The 18,055-nt window shown below is 61.1% G+C and carries 14 protein-coding genes; 6 read left to right on the plus strand and 8 right to left on the minus strand.

Annotated elements, in window-relative coordinates:
* Positions 1-19 precede the first annotated feature (19 nt).
* From RX395_RS01600 to RX395_RS01635, 8 genes are all read right to left on the minus strand, one after another.
* Positions 20-4,801, minus strand: coding sequence for an acyl-CoA dehydratase activase-related protein (locus RX395_RS01600; protein WP_316364968.1), 4,782 nt, complete (start codon positions 4,799-4,801; stop codon positions 20-22).
* 11 nt (positions 4,802-4,812) lie between these two features.
* Complete coding sequence (locus RX395_RS01605; RefSeq protein ID WP_040358972.1) at positions 4,813-5,523, minus strand: TetR/AcrR family transcriptional regulator; 711 nt, start codon at positions 5,521-5,523, stop codon at positions 4,813-4,815.
* Positions 5,524-5,772: 249 nt separating this feature from the next.
* The gene (locus RX395_RS01610) at positions 5,773-5,898 is read right to left on the minus strand and encodes a hypothetical protein (protein WP_022094649.1); all 126 of its coding nucleotides are present in this window, start codon (positions 5,896-5,898) and stop codon (positions 5,773-5,775) included.
* Between the two features lie 471 nt (positions 5,899-6,369).
* Complete coding sequence (locus RX395_RS01615) at positions 6,370-7,227, minus strand: HAD family hydrolase (RefSeq protein ID WP_316364971.1); 858 nt, start codon at positions 7,225-7,227, stop codon at positions 6,370-6,372.
* Positions 7,228-7,314: 87 nt separating this feature from the next.
* Complete coding sequence (locus tag RX395_RS01620; protein WP_316364972.1) at positions 7,315-7,653, minus strand: P-II family nitrogen regulator; 339 nt, start codon at positions 7,651-7,653, stop codon at positions 7,315-7,317.
* Positions 7,654-7,865: 212 nt separating this feature from the next.
* Positions 7,866-9,143: an ammonium transporter gene (locus RX395_RS01625; protein WP_316364974.1), complete on the minus strand. Its 1,278-nt coding sequence runs from the start codon at positions 9,141-9,143 to the stop codon at positions 7,866-7,868.
* 198 nt (positions 9,144-9,341) lie between these two features.
* Positions 9,342-10,361 carry a putative ABC transporter permease gene (locus RX395_RS01630; RefSeq protein WP_316364976.1) on the minus strand — a complete coding sequence of 340 codons (1,020 nt, stop codon included), beginning with the start codon at positions 10,359-10,361 and terminating at the stop codon, positions 9,342-9,344.
* A 3-nt stretch (positions 10,362-10,364) separates the two neighbouring features.
* Positions 10,365-10,901 carry an HD domain-containing protein gene (locus tag RX395_RS01635; protein ID WP_316364979.1) on the minus strand — a complete coding sequence of 179 codons (537 nt, stop codon included), beginning with the start codon at positions 10,899-10,901 and terminating at the stop codon, positions 10,365-10,367.
* Between the two features lie 228 nt (positions 10,902-11,129).
* Between RX395_RS01635 and RX395_RS01640 the strand changes: the two genes are divergently transcribed.
* The 6 genes from RX395_RS01640 (at position 11,130) to RX395_RS01665 (ending at position 17,743) form a co-directional block, all read left to right on the plus strand.
* On the plus strand, positions 11,130-12,911 hold the full coding sequence (locus RX395_RS01640) for a 1-deoxy-D-xylulose-5-phosphate synthase (protein ID WP_316364981.1): 1,782 nt from the start codon (positions 11,130-11,132) through the stop codon (positions 12,909-12,911).
* Between the two features lie 510 nt (positions 12,912-13,421).
* Positions 13,422-14,417, plus strand: coding sequence for a glutamate ABC transporter substrate-binding protein (locus tag RX395_RS01645; RefSeq protein WP_316364982.1), 996 nt, complete (start codon positions 13,422-13,424; stop codon positions 14,415-14,417).
* A gap of 138 nt (positions 14,418-14,555) precedes the next feature.
* Positions 14,556-15,215 carry an amino acid ABC transporter permease gene (locus RX395_RS01650; RefSeq protein WP_006234894.1) on the plus strand — a complete coding sequence of 220 codons (660 nt, stop codon included), beginning with the start codon at positions 14,556-14,558 and terminating at the stop codon, positions 15,213-15,215.
* Positions 15,212-16,045 (plus strand): amino acid ABC transporter permease, encoded by an 834-nt coding sequence (locus RX395_RS01655; RefSeq protein WP_117840241.1) that lies wholly within the window; start codon positions 15,212-15,214, stop codon positions 16,043-16,045. Before RX395_RS01650 ends, RX395_RS01655 begins: the two co-directional genes overlap by 4 nt.
* A gap of 36 nt (positions 16,046-16,081) precedes the next feature.
* The gene (locus RX395_RS01660) at positions 16,082-16,846 is read left to right on the plus strand and encodes an amino acid ABC transporter ATP-binding protein (protein WP_117746439.1); all 765 of its coding nucleotides are present in this window, start codon (positions 16,082-16,084) and stop codon (positions 16,844-16,846) included.
* Positions 16,847-16,933: 87 nt separating this feature from the next.
* Positions 16,934-17,743, plus strand: coding sequence for a gamma-glutamyl-gamma-aminobutyrate hydrolase family protein (locus tag RX395_RS01665; RefSeq protein ID WP_316364989.1), 810 nt, complete (start codon positions 16,934-16,936; stop codon positions 17,741-17,743).
* Positions 17,744-18,055 lie beyond the last annotated feature (312 nt).

The following is an 18,055-nucleotide window of genomic DNA, read 5'->3' on the forward strand; positions in this document are numbered from 1 at the left end:
CTAGCCCAAAGCAGGCCAGTTACTTCTTAATGCCGCGTCCCAGGCGCTCAGCGACCGACGCCACGGCACTCTCGTCGACCGAGCCGCAGCTCACGCAGCCATCGTGGGCACGCATCTGGCCGGTGACCTCGTCCATCGCGAGCGGCGCCACCTTCTCGAGCTTAAAGCCCTTGCCGGCGCGCATGTTTTCCTTGGCCACGCTGATCATGAGCTTAATGCGGTTGAGCTGGTTGACCTCGGACGCGCCGGGGTCGTAGTCCACCGCGACAATGTTGCTCTCGGGATGCTGGCGGCGCAGCTCCTTGATCACGGCCTTACCCACTACGTGGTTGGGCAGGCACGCGAAGGGCTGCGTGCAGATGATGTTGGGCGCACCGTGGTCGATCAGGTCGAGCATCTCGGCCGTGAGCAGCCAGCCTTCGCCCATGTTGTTGCACACCGAAAGCACCGTACGAGCCTTGTCCGCCATGGTGCCAATACGCTCGGGCGCCTCGAAACGGCGGGACTTTTCGAGCATCTCCTCCACCGGCGTGCGCATCCAGTCCACCAGCTTAATGAGTGCCTGCATGCTAGCGCGCGCCGTGGCAGAGCTTCCCAGCTCGTCTTTTTGAAGCTCGGCGTTGCTCATGGAGTACAGGAAGAAGTCGAGCAGGCCCGGTACCACGGCCTCGCAGCCCTCGCGCTCAATGACATCGACCACGTGGTTGTTGGCCGTGGGATGGAACTTGACCAGGATCTCGCCAACCACGCCCACGCGCGGCTTGGTACCCTCGCCCACAAGCGGCATGGTGTCGAACGCGCGGATGGCCTCGCGGCACAACTTGGTGTAGTTGTGCCTGTTGAACTTAGGCGCCAGCTTGCGGGCGCGCGCCATGTACTCCTCGTAGAGTGCGTTGGCGGCACCGGGCGTGGCCTCGTACGGGCGGCAACGATAGAGCATCTGCATCATGACGTCACCAAAGAGCACTGCGTAGACTGCCTGCTTAAGCAGTGCCGGCGTAATCTTAAAGCCGGGGTTGTCCTCACCGAGCGCCACGGCCGAAAGCGAGATCACCGGGATCTCGGGGTGGCCGCTCTCGCGCAGGGCCTTGCGGATGAGTGCGATGTAGTTGGTGGCACGGCAGCCGCCGCCGGTCTGGCTGATAACCACGGCCGTCTTGGACAGGTCGTACCGACCGCTCTCGATGGCCTCCATAATCTGGCCCGTCACCAGGATCGACGGATAGCAAATGTCATTGTTCACGTAGCGCAGGCCAGCCTCGACGGCATCGTGGTCGGTCGAGGGCAGCAGCTCCAAGTTGTAGCCGGCACCGCGGAACACCTCTTTGACCAGGTCAAAGTGAATCGGCGCCATCTGCGGGCACAGGATGGTGTAGCCCTCCTCGCGCATCTGCTCGGTAAAGGGCACCTTGGGCCACGCGGTCGAAGCACTCTCACGCTGCGCCTCAAACGTGTACTTGCGGCTCGCGAACGCGGGGGCATCCGTGGAGGGCGCCACCGGCGCGGCATCGCCTTGCTCGTAGGCCTCGCCCGCGGCCGTGGCCTCGGCCAGGCGCTCGGCCTCCTGGTCCTTGAGCGCTGCCATGAGCGAGCGGATGCGGATGCGCGCGGCACCCAGGTTAGACACCTCGTCGATCTTAAGCACGGTGTAGATCTTGCCGCTGGCTTCCAGAATCTCCTGCACCTGATCGGTGGTCAGAGCGTCCAGGCCGCAGCCGAAGGAATTGAGCTGGATCAGGTCCAGGTCGTTGCGCATCGTCACAAAACGGGCGACGGCGTACAGGCGGCTGTGGTACATCCACTGGTCGACGACGCGAATCGGACGCTCGGGCTTTACCAGATGCGCAAGCGAATCCTCGGTAAAGACCGCAAAGCCAAAGCTCGAGATAAGTTCGGGCAGGGCGTGGTTGATCTCGGGGTCGTTATGGTAGGGACGACCGGCGAGCACGATGCCGTGACCGCCGTGGTCCTCGACCCACTTAAGAGCCTCCTCGCCCATGGTCTGGATGTCCTCGTGGAAACGCGCATCGGCCTCAAAAGCAGCGTTGACGGCGGCATCGACCTCGGAGCGCGTGATCTTGGGACCGCGCACGCGACCGCGACCGGCTTGCGCATCGGCCACACGGTCGACGGCGAGCACCTGGTACAGACGGCGCTTAAGCTCGGTCTTATCGTGATACGGCACAAACGGATACAGGAACTCGATGTTCTGTTCGCGAATCTCGTCGATGTTGAGCGCCAGCGCTGTGGGGTAGCTCATGACGATGGGGCAGTTGTAACAGTTGCCAGCCGTCGGATCCTCCTTGCGCTCCCAGCGCACGCACGGCATCCAGATGAAGTCGACATCGCGGTCGATGAGGTTCATCACATGGCCGTGGCTCATCTTTGCCGGGTAGCACACGCTCTCGGACGGCATGGACTCGATGCCCGCCTGGTAGGTCTTTTTGCTCGACTGGTCGGACAGCTGCACGCTAAAGCCCAGGCGCGTAAAGAACGCGTGCCAGAAGGGGTAGTTCTCGTACATGTTGAGTGCGCGCGGGATACCCACGGTGCCGCGCGGGGCCTCGTCGGGACTCAGAATCTCGCGGTTAAAGAGCAGCTCGTTTTTCTTTTTGAAAAGGTTGGGGGCCTCAGTCTTCTGCTTTTTGTGGCCGGCGCCCTTCTCGCAGCGGTTGCCGGTAATGAAGCGCCTACCGCCGCCAAAGTCGTTGACGGTAAGCTGGCAGTTGTTGGAGCAGCGACCGCAGCGGACATGCTTTTGCGTCACGGTGAGGTGCGCGATGTCCTCGGCAGAAAGAATGGTCGAGGTGCCGTCGGCGCCGGCGCGATCGCGGGCGAGCAGGGCCGCACCGTAGGCGCCCATGCAGCCGGCGATGTCGGGACGCACGGCATGAACGCCGGTGAGCTGCTCAAATGCGCGCAGCGTGGCATCGGACATAAAGGTGCCGCCCTGGACGATCACCTGGCTGCCGATCTCCTTGGGGTCGCGCAGCTTAATGACCTTGAACAGGGCGTTCTTGATGACGGAATAGGACAGGCCGGCCGCGATGTCGCCCACCGTGGCGCCTTCCTTTTGCGCCTGCTTGACGCGCGAGTTCATAAAGACCGTGCAGCGGCTGCCCAGGTCGACGGGAGCCTTAGCATGGATGGCGGCATCGGCGAACGCGCGCACGTCCATGTTCATAGACACGGCGAAACTCTCGATAAAGCTGCCGCAGCCCGACGAGCAGGCCTCGTTGAGCATGATGTGTTCGATGACGCCGTCCTTGACGCGCAGGCACTTCATGTCCTGGCCGCCGATGTCCAGAATAAACTCGACGCCGGGCAGGAACGCCTTGGCGCCGCGCAGGTGCGCGACGGTCTCGATCTCGCCGGAATCGGCCTTGAGGGCCTCGATGAGCAGCGCCTCGCCGTAGCCCGTGGTGGTCACATGGCCGATGGTGCAGCCGGCGGGAATGTGGTTGTAGAAATCGGCCATGATGACCTTGGCCGTGCCCAGGATGTCGCCGTTGTTGTTGCCGTACCAGGTGTGCAGCAGCTGACCGTCCTCGCCCACGAGCGCGGCCTTCATGGTGGTGGAGCCGGCGTCGATGCCGATGAACACGCGGCCGGTGTAGCCTTCGAGCTTGCCCTTGGGAACGACTTCCTGGTCGTGGCGGGTCTTGAACTCGGCAAAGTCCTCGTCGGTGGCAAAGAGCGGATCCAGACGCTCGACCTCGGCACCCTGCGTGTCACCCAGGCTGTCGATAGCCTCGATGAGCTGCGGGAACGTGCTGAGCTTGTTGGACTCGTGCGCCATGGCGGCGCCGCTCGCCACAAACAGGTGGGCATTTTGGGGCACGATACGGTGCTCCTCATCCAGGTTGAGCGTGAGGTAGAAGCGGTGGCGCAGCTCGGAGAGATACTGCAGCGGGCCGCCCAGGAAGGCGACGTTGCCGCGGATGGGACGGCCACATGCCAGGCCCGAGATGGTCTGGGTCACGACGGCCTGGAAGATGGAGGCAGCCACGTCCTCGGGGCGGGCGCCCTCGTTGAGCAGCGGCTGCACGTCGGTCTTGGCAAAGACGCCGCAGCGGCTAGCAATGGGATAGATGGTGGTGGCGTTGGCAGCGAGCTCGTTGAGGCCGCTGGCGTCGGTGTGCAGCAGGGTTGCCATCTGATCGATGAACGCGCCCGTACCGCCGGCGCAGGTACCGTTCATGCGCTGCTCGATGCCGTTGTCGAAATAGATGATCTTGGCGTCCTCGCCGCCCAGCTCGATGGCGACATCGGTGGCTGGGATGAGGGTCTCGACGGCGCGCTTGCTGGCGATGACCTCCTGGACAAACTCCAGATCGAGCCACTGGGACAGCAGTAGGCCGCCCGAGCCGGTAATGGCGCAGGTCATCTGGGCCGTCGGCAGCACGGTCGCAGCGCCCTCGAACAGGTCGCGGGCGCAGGCACGGACGTCGGTGTGGTGGCGCTGGTACTTGGCGTAAACGATCTGGTTGTCGTCGTTGAGCACGGCGAGCTTAACGGTGGTGGAGCCCACGTCAATGCCCAGGTGCAAGTTGCCACGAGCGTTCTCGGGGTTGAAGATCGCGCCTTCGGGGGCCCGGCCGGCGGCTACGGGCTCGGTGGCGGTGGCGGACTCGCTAGCGACGGACGTCTTTCCTGCCGCGTTCTTGGCATCGGCAACTGCCTCAGCAACTTTCTCGGCAGCCGCGGTCGCGGCCTTCTGCGCGGCGTCCACCACGGTGGGCGCGGCCTCGCGTGCGGCAGCGACCATGCGGTCCTTGATGCCCTCGACGAGTTTGCTCATTGTCTCTCCTCTTAGTTGTTGGACTCGACGGTTGCGGCGGTGTCGGCCGCGTCCTCGAGCTGCAGGTTCAATAGCTTCATGCCGTATTCCGGCACGTTGATATCGATGGGTTGGCCATACAGGTCACCAGGGCGCACAAAAGCGAGCACCGTCATAATGCGCGCCATGGCCTCGGGCGATTCGGTGAGCCCACGCTCAAACCAGCGCTGAATCATGCCGACCTCGGCGCTCACGACGTAGGTGACGTAGTAGTCAAAGAACGTGCCCAGCGCCAGGCCCAAAATGCCCGTCTGCGCACGCGGCACCACGGCCTCACGAGCGGTGTCGATGATCCTTTTAATGAAGGCCTGGTCGCCGCCCGGACCCAGCAGCGCACCGATTAAGTCGCGGTTGGCCGCAAGATAACGCAGCAGCTCAACCGAACCGGGCGCCGGCTCGAGCTCATCGATGTTGTGATAGAGGTCGGGCAGCTGAGCTGCGGTGATGAGCTCAATGCGCTCACGGATCTCGGCCAGCAAGCCATCCTCGATTTGATTGATAAAGTCGGGAATATCGCGGTAGTGCGAATAGAACGTGCGGCGCGTAAGGCCGGCGCGCTCGGTGAGCGACGCGACATTAATGCGCGAAAGGTCGCCGCTTTCGGCAAGCTCGCTGGCAAGTGCCTGGCGAAGGGCACGCTGCGAGCGAAGGGACCGGCGATCGCATTTCTCGAGCTGGGACAAGCGTCCTCCTTGTTACTCAACCTGTGCGCTATTGCACAGTGCGAGTATTATTGCACACCGTGTGCATCAACACGTAAAGGCAATATTTTGGATGTGACAGGGGGAGTGTCCCTTTGTCACATCCCGCCTGGCTTTTGGAGCGGCATTACCGATTGCCCGAAATGGCATTCGTGGGTAGAATAGTGTCGACGGCAGCCCAAATTGTAGCTGGCTGGGCAACGCCGTTGTTTGCATTAGGGGGTCAACGCCTTAGCGGCGGCGACCCCTTCTGTTGCGCTTCGAACGCTGCTTGAGTGCCTCGGAAAGGCCGACAAGCGCCGTGAAGAACGAGACCAAAGCGGTCAGAAGTCTCACGAAATCAATCAAATCGGTCATGGGCATCACCTCCCATCAGATGGAGGGCGCTGCCCGGCACATGGAACTGCCGTCAACGATACCGATTCTATCAAAGCGCAGTTAGATATGCGAATGTTTGTTCGTATATCAGAAGATCGGAGCTCGGGTATGGCGAAGGAACGGTTCCTTTGCCATACCCGAGCTTGTCGCCGAACTGCTACCTACATTTTTCAAGTTATTCGGCCACGCTGCTGGTTCTGCATAAATGCACCGCCGGGATTATCTGAGAGTTTTTGTCCTTATTTGAGCGCATGCATGCCCATTTGCTCACTTACGTCACCGAATCAAACACCATTAGAGGTATGAATGTTCCTGAAAGGGCATCTTTAGCCATTTAACGACCTCCGACAGGCCGAATAACTCGAAATTTGTTGGTGGCGAAAGCGTAACAGTCCTATACGCCAAAAGCCGGCATCTCCCATGTGACAGAGGGGCTGTCCCTTTGTCACATTATTCGATAATGGTGCGGGAGTTTTGCTTGCGCATGGTGACGAGCATGTGTTTGGGGACGGCATGGACCATGCAGCTGCCGATGGTCGCGGTCGCGGCGGCCTTAGCTGCATCGCTTGCGTTTTTGGTCGCGTAGCTGTGACGGAAACGCTTGAGCATGGCGATATCGTTGCCGCCGTCGCCGTAGACCGCAACCTCGTCCTCGGCAATGCCGTAGTAGCCCGCCAGCCAGGCCACGCTCTCGCCCTTGTTGCACGCCACGTCCGTGATTTCGAACATCACCGGATCGAACGGTGCGTTGACCACGCGGTCCGAGCGCTCGGCCAGATACGCCTTAAGGTCGCGCTCCAGCTCGGGCGAGGTCACGCGGCAGTTGATCTTGCACACATCGTGGCGCAGGATGTCGCCGATTGACTGATCGAAATACTGCTCCTCGTGATACCCGCCACGCGCGCGCATGCCGCGCATCACGATGCGCTTGATAGGGCTGTCCTTCTTAAAGCCCGCCTGGTGCATCTCGAACGAACCGCTCGAGAACATGCCGTCGGGCGTGGAGCAGTCGAAGCAAATGTTCGGAAACGCCTTGAGCAGCTCCTCGGTAACCTGCGGGTCGATGGTCCAGGTCTTGAGCACCTCGCCGTGGCTGTTGCGCACGATGGATCCGTTGGAGCAGCAGGCGTCGAGTGCCAGACCTGTAAAGCCATGCTCGCCGATTGGCAACGTCGAGCGTCCGGTCGCGGGAACCACATGCAGGCCAGCCTCGGTCAGCTCGCGAATGGCACGGCGGATGGTCCCATCCGCCTCGTGCAGGGCGTTCAGCAGCGTTCCGTCTAAGTCACTCGCAAACATCTTGATCATGGGCGTGCCTCTCCTTCGTCTGCACGATATTGTAGACGAGAACGGGCGCGCCCCAAGAGGGGCACGCCCGTCAGGCGAAAGATTGTCCTACACCGCGGCGGGGCCGCGTTCGCCGGTACGGATGCGGATGACTTCTTCGACCGGCTCGACCCAAATCTTGCCGTCGCCGACGGCACCGGTGCGAGCGGCGTTGCAGATGATGTCGACAATTCCGTCGACGTGCTCGTCGGCGCAGATAAGGGTGAACTGCACCTTAGGGATCGTGTTGACAAGCAACTCGTTGCCGCGCACGTATTCCTTCCAGCCATGCTGCGCGCCGCAGCCCTGCACTTGGTTAATAGTCATGCCACGAACATCGGCAGCAAACAGCGCGTCTTTAAGAACCTCAAGCTTCTCGGCACGAACGATCGCCGTAATTTTCTTCATAGTGAATTCCTCTCTTTAATAAAGAAATGAATTGCTCATTCATGTGGCACGGGTTTTCCAAATGCCGCAAACCAACCTCAGAGATCAAAAAGTTCAACTGACTGGTCTTAGCAGGTTTCCCAAGTGCCGCAGATTGCCGTGAAAGAGGAGCGAAGCGTACTTAAGTACGTGAGCGACGATTGAACGGCAAGGTGCGGTGCTTGGGGAAGCTGCTAGTCGAGTCCGGAGAACGAGGGGTATGCGCTCTCGCCGTGCTGACTCGCATCCAAGCCCAGCGCCTCGTCGGCCTCGTCCACACGCAGGCTGCCGTGGAACAGCACCTTGACCACCGCGGCGATCACCAAATCGAGCACCAGCACAATAGCGACCGTCACCACAATGCCCAAGATCTGCGAGATGAGCAGCGACGCGTCGCCCGTGTAGAACAGGCCGCCCTTACCGGTCCACGAGAGCTCCGGCACGCAGAACAGGCCCGTGAGCACGCCGCCCAAGATGCCGCCAATGCCGTGGCAACCGAACGCGTCGAGCGCATCGTCGTAGCCGAACTTGGTCTTAAGATGGCTGATGGCCAAGTAGCAGACGGGCGAGACGATCAGGCCCATGACCAGCGCTGCCCACGGCTCGACAAAGCCTGCCCCGGGCGTGACCACCACAAGACCCGCAACCAGACCGGTGCTGGCACCCACCAGCGTGGGGCGGCCGGTATGCACGCGCTCGACGGCAAGCCACGAAACCATGCCCGCCGCGCTGGCCGTCACGGTGTTGAGGATGGCAAGTGCCGCCACGGCGTCGGCCTTAAACTCGCTGCCGCCGTTAAAGCCGAACCAGCCAAACCAAAGCAGGCCGGCGCCCAGCGCCACAAACGGTACGTTATGTGGACGGTAGCTCACCATGCCAAAGCCACGACGACGGCCAAGCTTTAAGCAGAGGATCAGGCCGGTAAGACCAGACGAGATGTGTACCACGTCGCCGCCGGCAAAGTCGAGCGCGCCGATAATGTCACCGATAAAGGAGCCATCGCCGCCCCAGACCATGTGGGCGAGCGGCGCATAGGCCACAAGCAGCCAAATGCCCAGGAAGGCCGTCATGGCACCAAACTTAACGCGGCCGGCCAGGCTGCCCGTGACGATAGCGGCAGTGATCATGGCAAACGCCATTTGGAAGGCGATGTTGATAATCTGAGGGTAGACGGCACCGTCCGCAGCATTGTCCTCGGCCGCCTGCAGCACCTGGTTGAGCACCGGCAGGCACAGCAGCTGGTCAAAGCCTCCAATAAACGGGCTCGAGCCGTCGCCGCCGTAGGCCAGCGACCAGCCGGCAGCAATCCACAGCACACCAACCAGGCCAATGGCGCCAAAGCACATGAGCATGGTGTTGATGACATTTTTACGCCTGGACAGGCCGCCATAGAAAAACGCCAGACCCGGTGTCATTAAAAACACGAGCATGGTGCAGACGAGCATAAACGTTGTCGATCCCGTATCGTACATTCGCTCTCCCTTGGTCGCATGAACGTTGTCGGCGCCCATAATGCGGCCGAGGGGCAACTGGTGTAGACCAGATACGGCGTTGTTAAACGCGGCGTTGTCGAATGGAAATGCTGCCGCAATCTTGGAAACGGCGCGGCAACGGGCGCGAAACCAACGGGAAACGCAAGGACGACAGGAGCCGGCCCCACCCCGCCCCGGCTAGCGCCGGAACAGCTCGCGGGCTCGGTCGCGGAGGTCGGTAGCTCGGATGACACCTTCGTAGCGATTGATGCGCAGACGCGGGAAGGCATTGAAAAAGCGCAGGTCACGACGACTGAGTGACACACTCGGTACCGGACGGCTCATGCGCTTGCCGGCAAGGCGACGACTGAGTGACGGACGCGGCATGCTCGGCGCGGTATCGGCCGCGCGGCGGGCGGCAAGCGCCAGGCCGCGAGCACCATCCGAGATAAACGTCGGCATCGAAGCCTTCTCACGAAGGGCATCGAGCGTCGCGTCGCCCAGCTCGGCCAGCCACGCGTTAACGGCACGACTGCGGATATGCGTCTGTGCCACCGAGTCGATCGCCGAATCGGGAATACGTTCGAGCATGGAGTCGGACGCATCGGCAAGCGACTCGTTGATGCGGTCCGCAAGGTCGGCGCGCACGCGCTCCAGCTGATCGGACAGACGCCGCCAGCTCGCCAACGAGCACACCGCGTCGACCATCATCGCGACCGCGACGATAAAGGCGGACAGCCGCACAATCAGCACCGGCAGATGGCCAAGCAGCCCCAGCAATGCCGGCTCCACTAAACGGCAAATGCACAACGCACCCAGGCCAAACGCGCAGGCCCAGTACAGGCAGATGCGCCCGTGCAGGTTAAACGGCAGGTGCGAATAGTCCCAAAAGCGAGCGCCCGTTGTTTTTTCCAACAGCACGCCTACGCTGTACTCAATCACGCTGCATACGAGCGCTGCAGCGACAAACTGGCTCGAGGCATCCGGAATCCCGTGCAGCAAAAGCCAGCAGGCAATGCCGCCCACACCATAGATAGGGCAACACGGTCCCAGCAAAAATCCACTGTTGGCAAATCGTCCGTGATTGAGCATGGCGCAGACCGTCGACTCCCACGCCCAGCCGCAAAAACCGTAGAAGGCAAACGAGAGCACCAGTGCCGAGAGCGGGCAGGCGGCAAGCGTCGCGCCGTCAAACGCCATTTCAATCGCGGTTCCCACCGTCTACCCTCTCCTCTTTTCACTCGATTCGCTGTTCACGCCATCGTCAGCCTCGTCCTTGCGCCGCAGACGGCCGGCGACCGTCTCGCGCAGCGCGCACCATTTATCTGCCAGGCATACAATCCATGCCTCACGACACGTCGGCGGCACCGGCACCAGCGGAAACATATGGCGCACGATGATATTCCGCTCGCGCGGCGTCAGCTCAAAATCTTCCTCGGCACGCGCCAGGGCAAAAAACGGGTGGCGAAAGCCATGCAGCCGATGGCTTGGGTCGGGATCGTGCCAGTCATAGAGAAAGTAATCGTGCAGCAGGGCCCCGCGCAGCAGCGAGGCACGGTCGATCGAAATGCCAGCACGGCCCAAGTGCTCGGCAAAGGACAGACTCGCCCGCGCCACCGAGGTCACATGCGTATACACCGTCACATCGCCATGCTGGATAAACTCGCGCGTCAGGTCCAAGCGACCCGCTTGAGCCAGCTGGCGGGCGGCATAGTCGACCTCGTGCGCGATCTTCTCGGCACGAACGGCATCGGACATGCTGCCTCCTTCCAGCAGCCCACGACGGCAAGTCACGGCCTGCACGCAATGAATAAAATCATCATCGAATCTACCAGTATGGCATCGGACAAAACGTTTTGCCCCACCAGTTGGCGAATTACCGCGCCGCCGTCACATATCAAACGCCAAAATGTGCGAGACTGTCTTGTGCAATTGTGCCGGCCGAGGGAGCGCCGGCGCTCGATTCGCATGGAGTAACCCACAACGATGCTGCTTACGCAAACGACAACGCCCGAGGACGTCAAGGCTCTTAATCGCGCCGAGCTCCCGCAGCTCTGCGGCGAGATCCGCCAGGCAATCCTCGAAAGCTCCGCCGCTGTCGGCGGGCACGTTGCCCCCAACCTGGGCGTCGTTGAGCTTACGGTTGCACTTCATCGCGTGTTTAACTCCCCCATCGACAAGATTGTCTTTGACGTTTCGCACCAAACCTACGCCCACAAGGCGCTGACCGGGCGCGCGTATACCTATATCGATCCGGAGCGTTATGGTGAGGCTTCTGGCTTTGCCAATCCCGACGAGTCCGAGCACGACCTGTTCGCCATGGGCCACACCTCCACGTCGGTGAGCCTGGGCTGCGGCCTGGCGCACGCTCGTGACCTGGCGGGCGATGCGTACAACGTCATCACCATCATTGGCGACGGCTCGCTTTCGGGCGGTCTGGCGTTTGAGGGCTTCAACAATGCCGCCGAGCTCGATAGCAACCTGATCATCATCGTCAACGATAACGACCAGTCCATTGCCGAGAACCATGGCGGCCTGTATCGCAATCTGGCCGAGCTGCGCGCCAGCAACGGTACCTGTGAGCGCAACGTTTTCCGCGCGATGGGGCTCGACTACCGTTATTTGGACGCCGGCAACGACGTGTTGGCCCTCGTCGACGCGTTGCAGGAACTGCGCAATATCGATCATCCCATCGTGCTGCACGTCTCCACCGCCAAGGGTAAGGGCTTTGAGCCAGCCCAGAGCGACCCCGAACGCTGGCATCACGTGGGTCCGTTTGACATGGCAACTGGGCGCAAGCTCTGCCCGGGCCATCCGAGCGAGCCTGCGCCGCGCACCTATGCCGACATTACGGGCGAGGCGCTCAGCGCCGCCATTGAACGCGATCCACAGGTCGTTGGCATCACGGCCGCCACACCCTACATCATGGGCTTTACACCCGAGCTTCGCGCTGCCGCCGGCAAACAGTTCGTCGATGTGGGCATTGCCGAGGAGCACGCCGTAACTTTTGCCACCGCGCTTGCGCGCTCGGGCGCCAAGCCAGTCTTTGGTGTGTACGGCACGTTTTTGCAGCGCGCCTACGACGAGCTGTGGCACGACCTGTGCCTCAACGACGCCCCGGCAACCATTTTGGTGTTTGGTGCGTCAATCTTTGGCACCACGTCCGAGACACACCTCTCGTTCTTTGATATTTCCATGCTGGGCGGTCTTCCCAACATGCACTACTTGGCGCCGGCCTGCATGGAGGAATATCTGTCCATGCTGAGCTGGTCGCTCGACCACCGCGAGCATCCCGTGGCGATCCGCGTACCGGGCATTGGCCTGGTTAGCCGCCCCGATTTGGCGCCCGCCGAGGTCACCGACTACAGCGCCGTTCGCTACAACGTGGTGCGTCAGGGCCGCGACGTAGCCGTGCTCGCGCTCGGCGATTTCTTTGAGCTGGGCGAGCGCGTGGCAAACCGCTTGGCTGCCGAGTACGGCATCGAGGCCACGCTCGTCAACCCGCGCTTTGCAACCGAGCTTGACCGCGAGTTCCTCGACAGTCTTGCCGCCGAGCATCGCGTTGTTGTCACCCTCGAGGACGGCGTCTTGGACGGTGGCTGGGGCGAGCGCGTGGCATGTTATCTGGCCTGCACACCTGTGCGCACGCGCACCTTTGGCATCGCCAAGGGCTTCCCCGACCGCTACGACCCCAACGAGCTGCTCGCTCAGAACGGCATGACGGTCGAGAACATGGCCGCCGAAGCCGCAAGACTACTCAACGAGTAAGAAAACCTCCGCAAGGAAAGCACCCCCTGCGGAGGTTTTTGTTTTCGCGACGCGATTATCTCGATCTGTAACATCTAGGGCCCGAATTCCCGTCTAACTGTTACAGATCGAGACAAGACGTCGTAGTCCCAGACCTTTGTCTCAATCTGTAACAGATAGGGACCTTTTGACCGTCCAGATGTTACAGATCGAGACATTCGAATTCCCCTGAAGTGAAAATCTCGATCTGTAACAGGTAGAACCCATTTCCTCGTCTAACTGTTACAGATTGAGACAAAGCAGCAAGGCATGCCGCCGCACCGACCATGCCGTCTGCAAAGCGCTATCTCAGCTGCAATAAGCGACGTTTACCCAGATAAAACCTGCCAAAATAAACCTGTCCCTTTTTGATAGGTAGAATTACCCATAAGGTAAGTATGTTTCTGAGTTATTTCGTGTTGACCCATTTGAGCGCGATAGGGTATAACTCTACTCAACCGCTAGGGATTTTATTGAGAAAGGTGTTCTACCATGAGCAAGAACCTCTCCCAGCAGGTCGTTCTCGACCGCCGCGGCTTCGTTGCCGCCACCTTCGCAACCGTCGCCGGCCTTGGTCTTGCCGGCTGCTCTGACACCAGCGCCGAGGCCGACAAGGGTTCCGCCGCCGGCTCCTCCAAGGGCTCTGAGGATACCGAGGTTTCCGCCACGCTCGATGCCAAGGCGTTCGACAAGCTCGTTAACGACGGCCCCAAGGCCGATGACGACGCCGTCGCCGCCAGCACCTGGGCGACGGCCGTCAAGGACGCCGGCGTCTTTAAGATCGGTGGCGTTCAGACCTCCACGCTCTTCTCCCTCCTCAACGAGAAAGACGGTCAGACCCGCGGCTTCGACGCCGGTATCGCACAGCTCCTGTCCAACTACATTCTGGGCGAGAACAAGGTCGAGATCTCCCAGGTGACCTCGGACACGCGCGAGTCCGTCCTGCAGAACGGCCAGGTCGACGCTGTCTTTGCCACCTACACCATCACTGACGAGCGCAAGAAGCTCGTATCCTTTGCCGGTCCCTATTACTACACGCAGCAGGCCATCCTGGTGCTTGCCGATAACGACGACATCAAGAGCGTCGAAGACCTGGCCGACAAGAACGTCGCCGTTCAGTCCGGCTCCAACGGCCCCGCCATCCTGGAGGAGTTCGCTCCCAAGGCCAGCCAGCAGGAGTTCAAGACCGACGAGGAGGCCCGCCAGGCACTCCAGCAGGGCCGCGTTGACGCCTACGTCATCGATAACAACATGCAGCAGAGCGCCTTGGTCCGCGAGCCCGGTAAGTACAAGATCGCCGGCAAGCCCTTCGGCAGCAAGGAGCCCTACGGCATCGGTCTGCCGCTCGATTCCGACGGCGTCGCCTTTGTCAACGACTTCCTTAAGAAGATCGAGGACGACGGCACCTGGACTGAGCTGTGGCAGATCTGCATCGGCGACCGTACGGGCGACACCAATGTTCCCGAGCTGCCCGAGATCGGGGCCTAGGCAGCGAGCCTGGTAACGGCCGCAACGAAACCATATGGAAACGCACGATGCGCTTTATTGCGATAAACTGTTTCCTCACTGAGTTGTCGGGGCTTCCGTACACGCGGGAGCCCCTTTCCTTATCGGCGGGAGGTCCGCATGAGTCTCTCCGAGCTCTGGTCGCTCTATGGCCAGAACTATATCGACGCGCTTCTAGCGACCTGGGGCATGACGCTTGAGTCGTTTGCCATCGCCATGGTGCTGGCCGTCGCCGTCACCGTGATGCGCGTGTCGCCACTCAAGCCACTGCGCGTCTTTGGCGACCTGTATGTCCAGGTCTTTCGTAACATCCCCGGCATCGCGCTGCTCATTATCGTCGTCTACGCGCTGCCACCGCTCAAGGTCGTCCTGCCCTACCGCACCTGCGTTATCGTCGCTACGGTGCTCTTGGGTTCTGCCTTTGGTTCCGAGAACTTTATGAGCGGCATCAACACCGTCGGCGTCGGCCAGGTGGAAGCAGCACGTTCTCTCGGCATGAGCTTTAACCGTATCCTCGCCAAAATCGTGATTCCGCAGGCGCTGCGCTCGAGCGTGCTGCCCATGACCAACCTCTTTATCGCCGTCATGCTCACCACTGCGCTCGGCAGCCAGGTGCCGCTTAAGCCGCAGGAGCTCACCGGCGTGGTGAGCTATATCAACACGCGCTCACTTGGCGGCGTCGCCGCGTTCTTTATCTCGGCGCTCGGCTACCTGGGCACGGCCTTTGTGGTGAGCCACATTGGCAACTACATCGATAAGAAGGTGAGGATCCTCCGATGAGCAAGCACTCCTCCCCTGCGCTTACCATGCGCGATGCGCTCTACGAGGCTCCCGGCCCCAAGATGCGCGCCAAGATTCGCATCGGCACCGCCATCTCGCTTGTTGCCGTCGCCGCACTCGTCGTCCTGGTACTGCAGCGCTTTTATGTGACCGGCCAGCTTTCGGTCCACTATTGGTATTTCTTTACGCACCTCACCACCTGGAAGTTCCTGCTTGCCGGCTTTGAGGGCACCGTTAAAGTCGCACTCACCGCTGGCGCCATCGCGCTGGTGCTGGGCTTAGCCCTTATGCTCGGCCGTACCAGCGACATTAAGCCGCTGCAGCTGGTCTGCCGCGTGCTCACCGATTTCTTCCGTGGCGTACCGAGCCTGCTGTTCATCTACTTCTTCTTTTTGGTGCTGCCCCAGTACAAGATCGCGCTGCCGTCGTTTTGGATGCTCACGCTTCCTGTCGCGCTCGCTGCAGCCGGCGTACTTGCCGAGATCTTCCGCGCCGGCGTCAACGCCGTGCCGCGCGGTCAGGTCGAGGCAGCCCAGGCGCTCGGTCTCTCCAAGGCTAAAATCACCTTTAAAATCGTGCTGCCGCAGGCGATTCGGTTTATCATTCCGTCGTTGATTTCGCAGCTCGTGGTCGTAGTCAAAGACACCACCGTCGCCTATGTGGTGAGCTACCCCGACCTCATGCAAAACGCCCGCGTGCTCATTACCAACTACGATGCCCTCGTATCGGTCTACCTGGTGATCGCAGTCATCTACATCCTCATCAACGTCGCGATCAACAAGGCCGCTGTCTATGTTTCGCACAAGACCGGCGCGACCATCATCCGCTAACGCTTTACCATTTCGAGTCATAAGGAGCCGAGCACCATGGCACAGAGCACCTCTTCCACCGGCAATCAGCCGCTGATCGAGCTCAGACACGTCGATAAGCACTATGGCGACCTGCACGTTCTCAACGACATCAATCTCTCGGTCGACCGCGGCGAGGTCGTCGTTGTGATCGGCCCCTCGGGCTCGGGCAAGTCGACCATGTGCCGCACCATCAACCGTCTGGAAACCATCGACTCGGGCGAGATCCTCATCGAGGGCGAGCCCCTGCCGCAAGAAGGCAAGGACCTTGCCCGTATGCGCGCCGAGCTGGGCATGGTGTTCCAACAGTTCAACCTGTTCGCACATATGACGGTGCTGCAGAACGTCATGCTGGGGCCGGTCGATGTGCTGGGCGTCTCCAAGGAGGAGGCTCGCGAGCGCGCCATGGACCTGCTGAGCCGCGTGGGCGTTGCCGAGCAGGCCGATAAGGTGCCCGCACAGCTCTCGGGCGGCCAGCAGCAACGCGTAGCCATTGCCCGCTCGCTTGCCATGCAGCCCAAGGCCATGCTTTTTGACGAGCCCACGAGCGCTCTTGACCCCGAGATGATCAACGAGGTGCTCGAGGTCATGGTCCGTCTGGCACAGCAGGGCATGACGATGATCGTCATCACGCACGAGATGAACTTTGCCCGCCGCGTGGCCGACCGCGTCGTGTTTATGGCCGACGGCCAGATCGTGGAAACCGGCACGCCCGACGAGTTCTTCGACCACCCCCAGACCAAGCGCGCCCAGGACTTCCTCAACTCCATCAAGGGCCACTAACCCAATTGCCGCGCGGGGCAAATTCATCACCAGCGTTTGCCCCGCGCACCCCTGTGCCATGTCCACCCGGATTCGAAAGCAACACCTATGATCGGAACACGTACTTCCTCGTCCTATACCCAGCACGTCGACGTCGCCCCCGCCGACCGCCCACTCATCCTCGTCGCGCCGCGCTGGGAAGATGCAAAGCCGTTTTTAAGCGAGACGCTCTCTCCCAACGAGGAAATCGCAAGCGTCTTTGTCGATGCCATCCTTGCCGCCGGCGGCCTGCCACTGCAGATGTCCATCACCGAGGACATTGAGGTCATCCGTCATTACGTGGAAATCGCCGATGGTGTCGCTATTCCCGGCGGCCCGGACGTCAACCCCAAACGTTGGGGCGACGAGCGTCCTTACGATCCCACGCTGTGCTGCGAGATTCGCGACCGTTTTGAGTTTAAGCTGGTTAACGAGGTGCTTCGCGCCAAGAAGCCGCTCTTTACCACCTGCCGCGGCACGCAGCTGCTCAACGTCGCCACTGGCGGCACCCTGTGCATGGACGTGCCGAGCCTGGGCGCTCGCGAGGGCCGCACGCAGTGGCGCCACACCCACGTGCTCAACGACCCCGTGCATCCCGTCGAGGTCGTGCCGGGTTCGCTGTTGGAGCGCGCGGTTGGCGGGCACAGGCTGATCCAGACCAACTCCGCACACCACTGCTGCGTCGAGCGTCTGGGTAAAAGCACGCGCTTGGTCGCCAAGGCAACCGACGGCGTTCCCGAGTGCATCGAGGTCGAAGGCCAGCCGTTCTGCTTGGGTGTGCAATGGCACCCCGAGTACACGTGGAAGACGCTCGAGACCGACTTTAACCTGTGGAAGTCGTTTGTCGAGGCAGCGGCAAAGGTCAAGCAGGCACGCTAGCTCGCAAATCACACAGGCTTAAACCTTCCATGCCAGGGGGGCGGACACCAGCCACGGTGCCCGCCCCCCCCCTGTATTTGGTATGCTCGGTATGATTATCCCTCACAAACAATCAAAGAAATCTCGACCGCAATCGGTCGACTGTAAAGCAAATGGCAAAAACGCTTGCTACGTTTATTAGGCAGTCTAACAGTTTAGATAACGGGTGATGCCGCACCTATCCCAAGCTGCGGTAAGTCGCGTCGGCCATCAGGATATGGCGCACCACCCTTGCAGTCGGGTCCCACCTGTCGCGCGCCTGGTTGACCCTGA

The sequence above is a fragment of the Collinsella aerofaciens genome (assembly GCF_032584215.1).
GTDB lineage: Bacteria > Actinomycetota > Coriobacteriia > Coriobacteriales > Coriobacteriaceae > Collinsella.

Coding starts and splice junctions, on each gene's coding strand:
- RX395_RS01655 (WP_117840241.1), top strand. CDS start 15,212: ATGAGCAAGCACTCCTCCCCTGCGCTTACCATGCGCGATGCGCTCTAC.
- RX395_RS01645 (WP_316364982.1), top strand. CDS start 13,422: ATGAGCAAGAACCTCTCCCAGCAGGTCGTTCTCGACCGCCGCGGCTTC.
- RX395_RS01640 (WP_316364981.1), top strand. CDS start 11,130: ATGCTGCTTACGCAAACGACAACGCCCGAGGACGTCAAGGCTCTTAAT.
- RX395_RS01625 (WP_316364974.1), bottom strand. CDS start 9,143: ATGTACGATACGGGATCGACAACGTTTATGCTCGTCTGCACCATGCTC.
- RX395_RS01610 (WP_022094649.1), bottom strand. CDS start 5,898: ATGACCGATTTGATTGATTTCGTGAGACTTCTGACCGCTTTGGTCTCG.
- RX395_RS01635 (WP_316364979.1), bottom strand. CDS start 10,901: ATGTCCGATGCCGTTCGTGCCGAGAAGATCGCGCACGAGGTCGACTAT.
- RX395_RS01600 (WP_316364968.1), bottom strand. CDS start 4,801: ATGAGCAAACTCGTCGAGGGCATCAAGGACCGCATGGTCGCTGCCGCA.
- RX395_RS01665 (WP_316364989.1), top strand. CDS start 16,934: ATGATCGGAACACGTACTTCCTCGTCCTATACCCAGCACGTCGACGTC.
- RX395_RS01615 (WP_316364971.1), bottom strand. CDS start 7,227: ATGATCAAGATGTTTGCGAGTGACTTAGACGGAACGCTGCTGAACGCC.
- RX395_RS01620 (WP_316364972.1), bottom strand. CDS start 7,653: ATGAAGAAAATTACGGCGATCGTTCGTGCCGAGAAGCTTGAGGTTCTT.
- RX395_RS01660 (WP_117746439.1), top strand. CDS start 16,082: ATGGCACAGAGCACCTCTTCCACCGGCAATCAGCCGCTGATCGAGCTC.
- RX395_RS01650 (WP_006234894.1), top strand. CDS start 14,556: ATGAGTCTCTCCGAGCTCTGGTCGCTCTATGGCCAGAACTATATCGAC.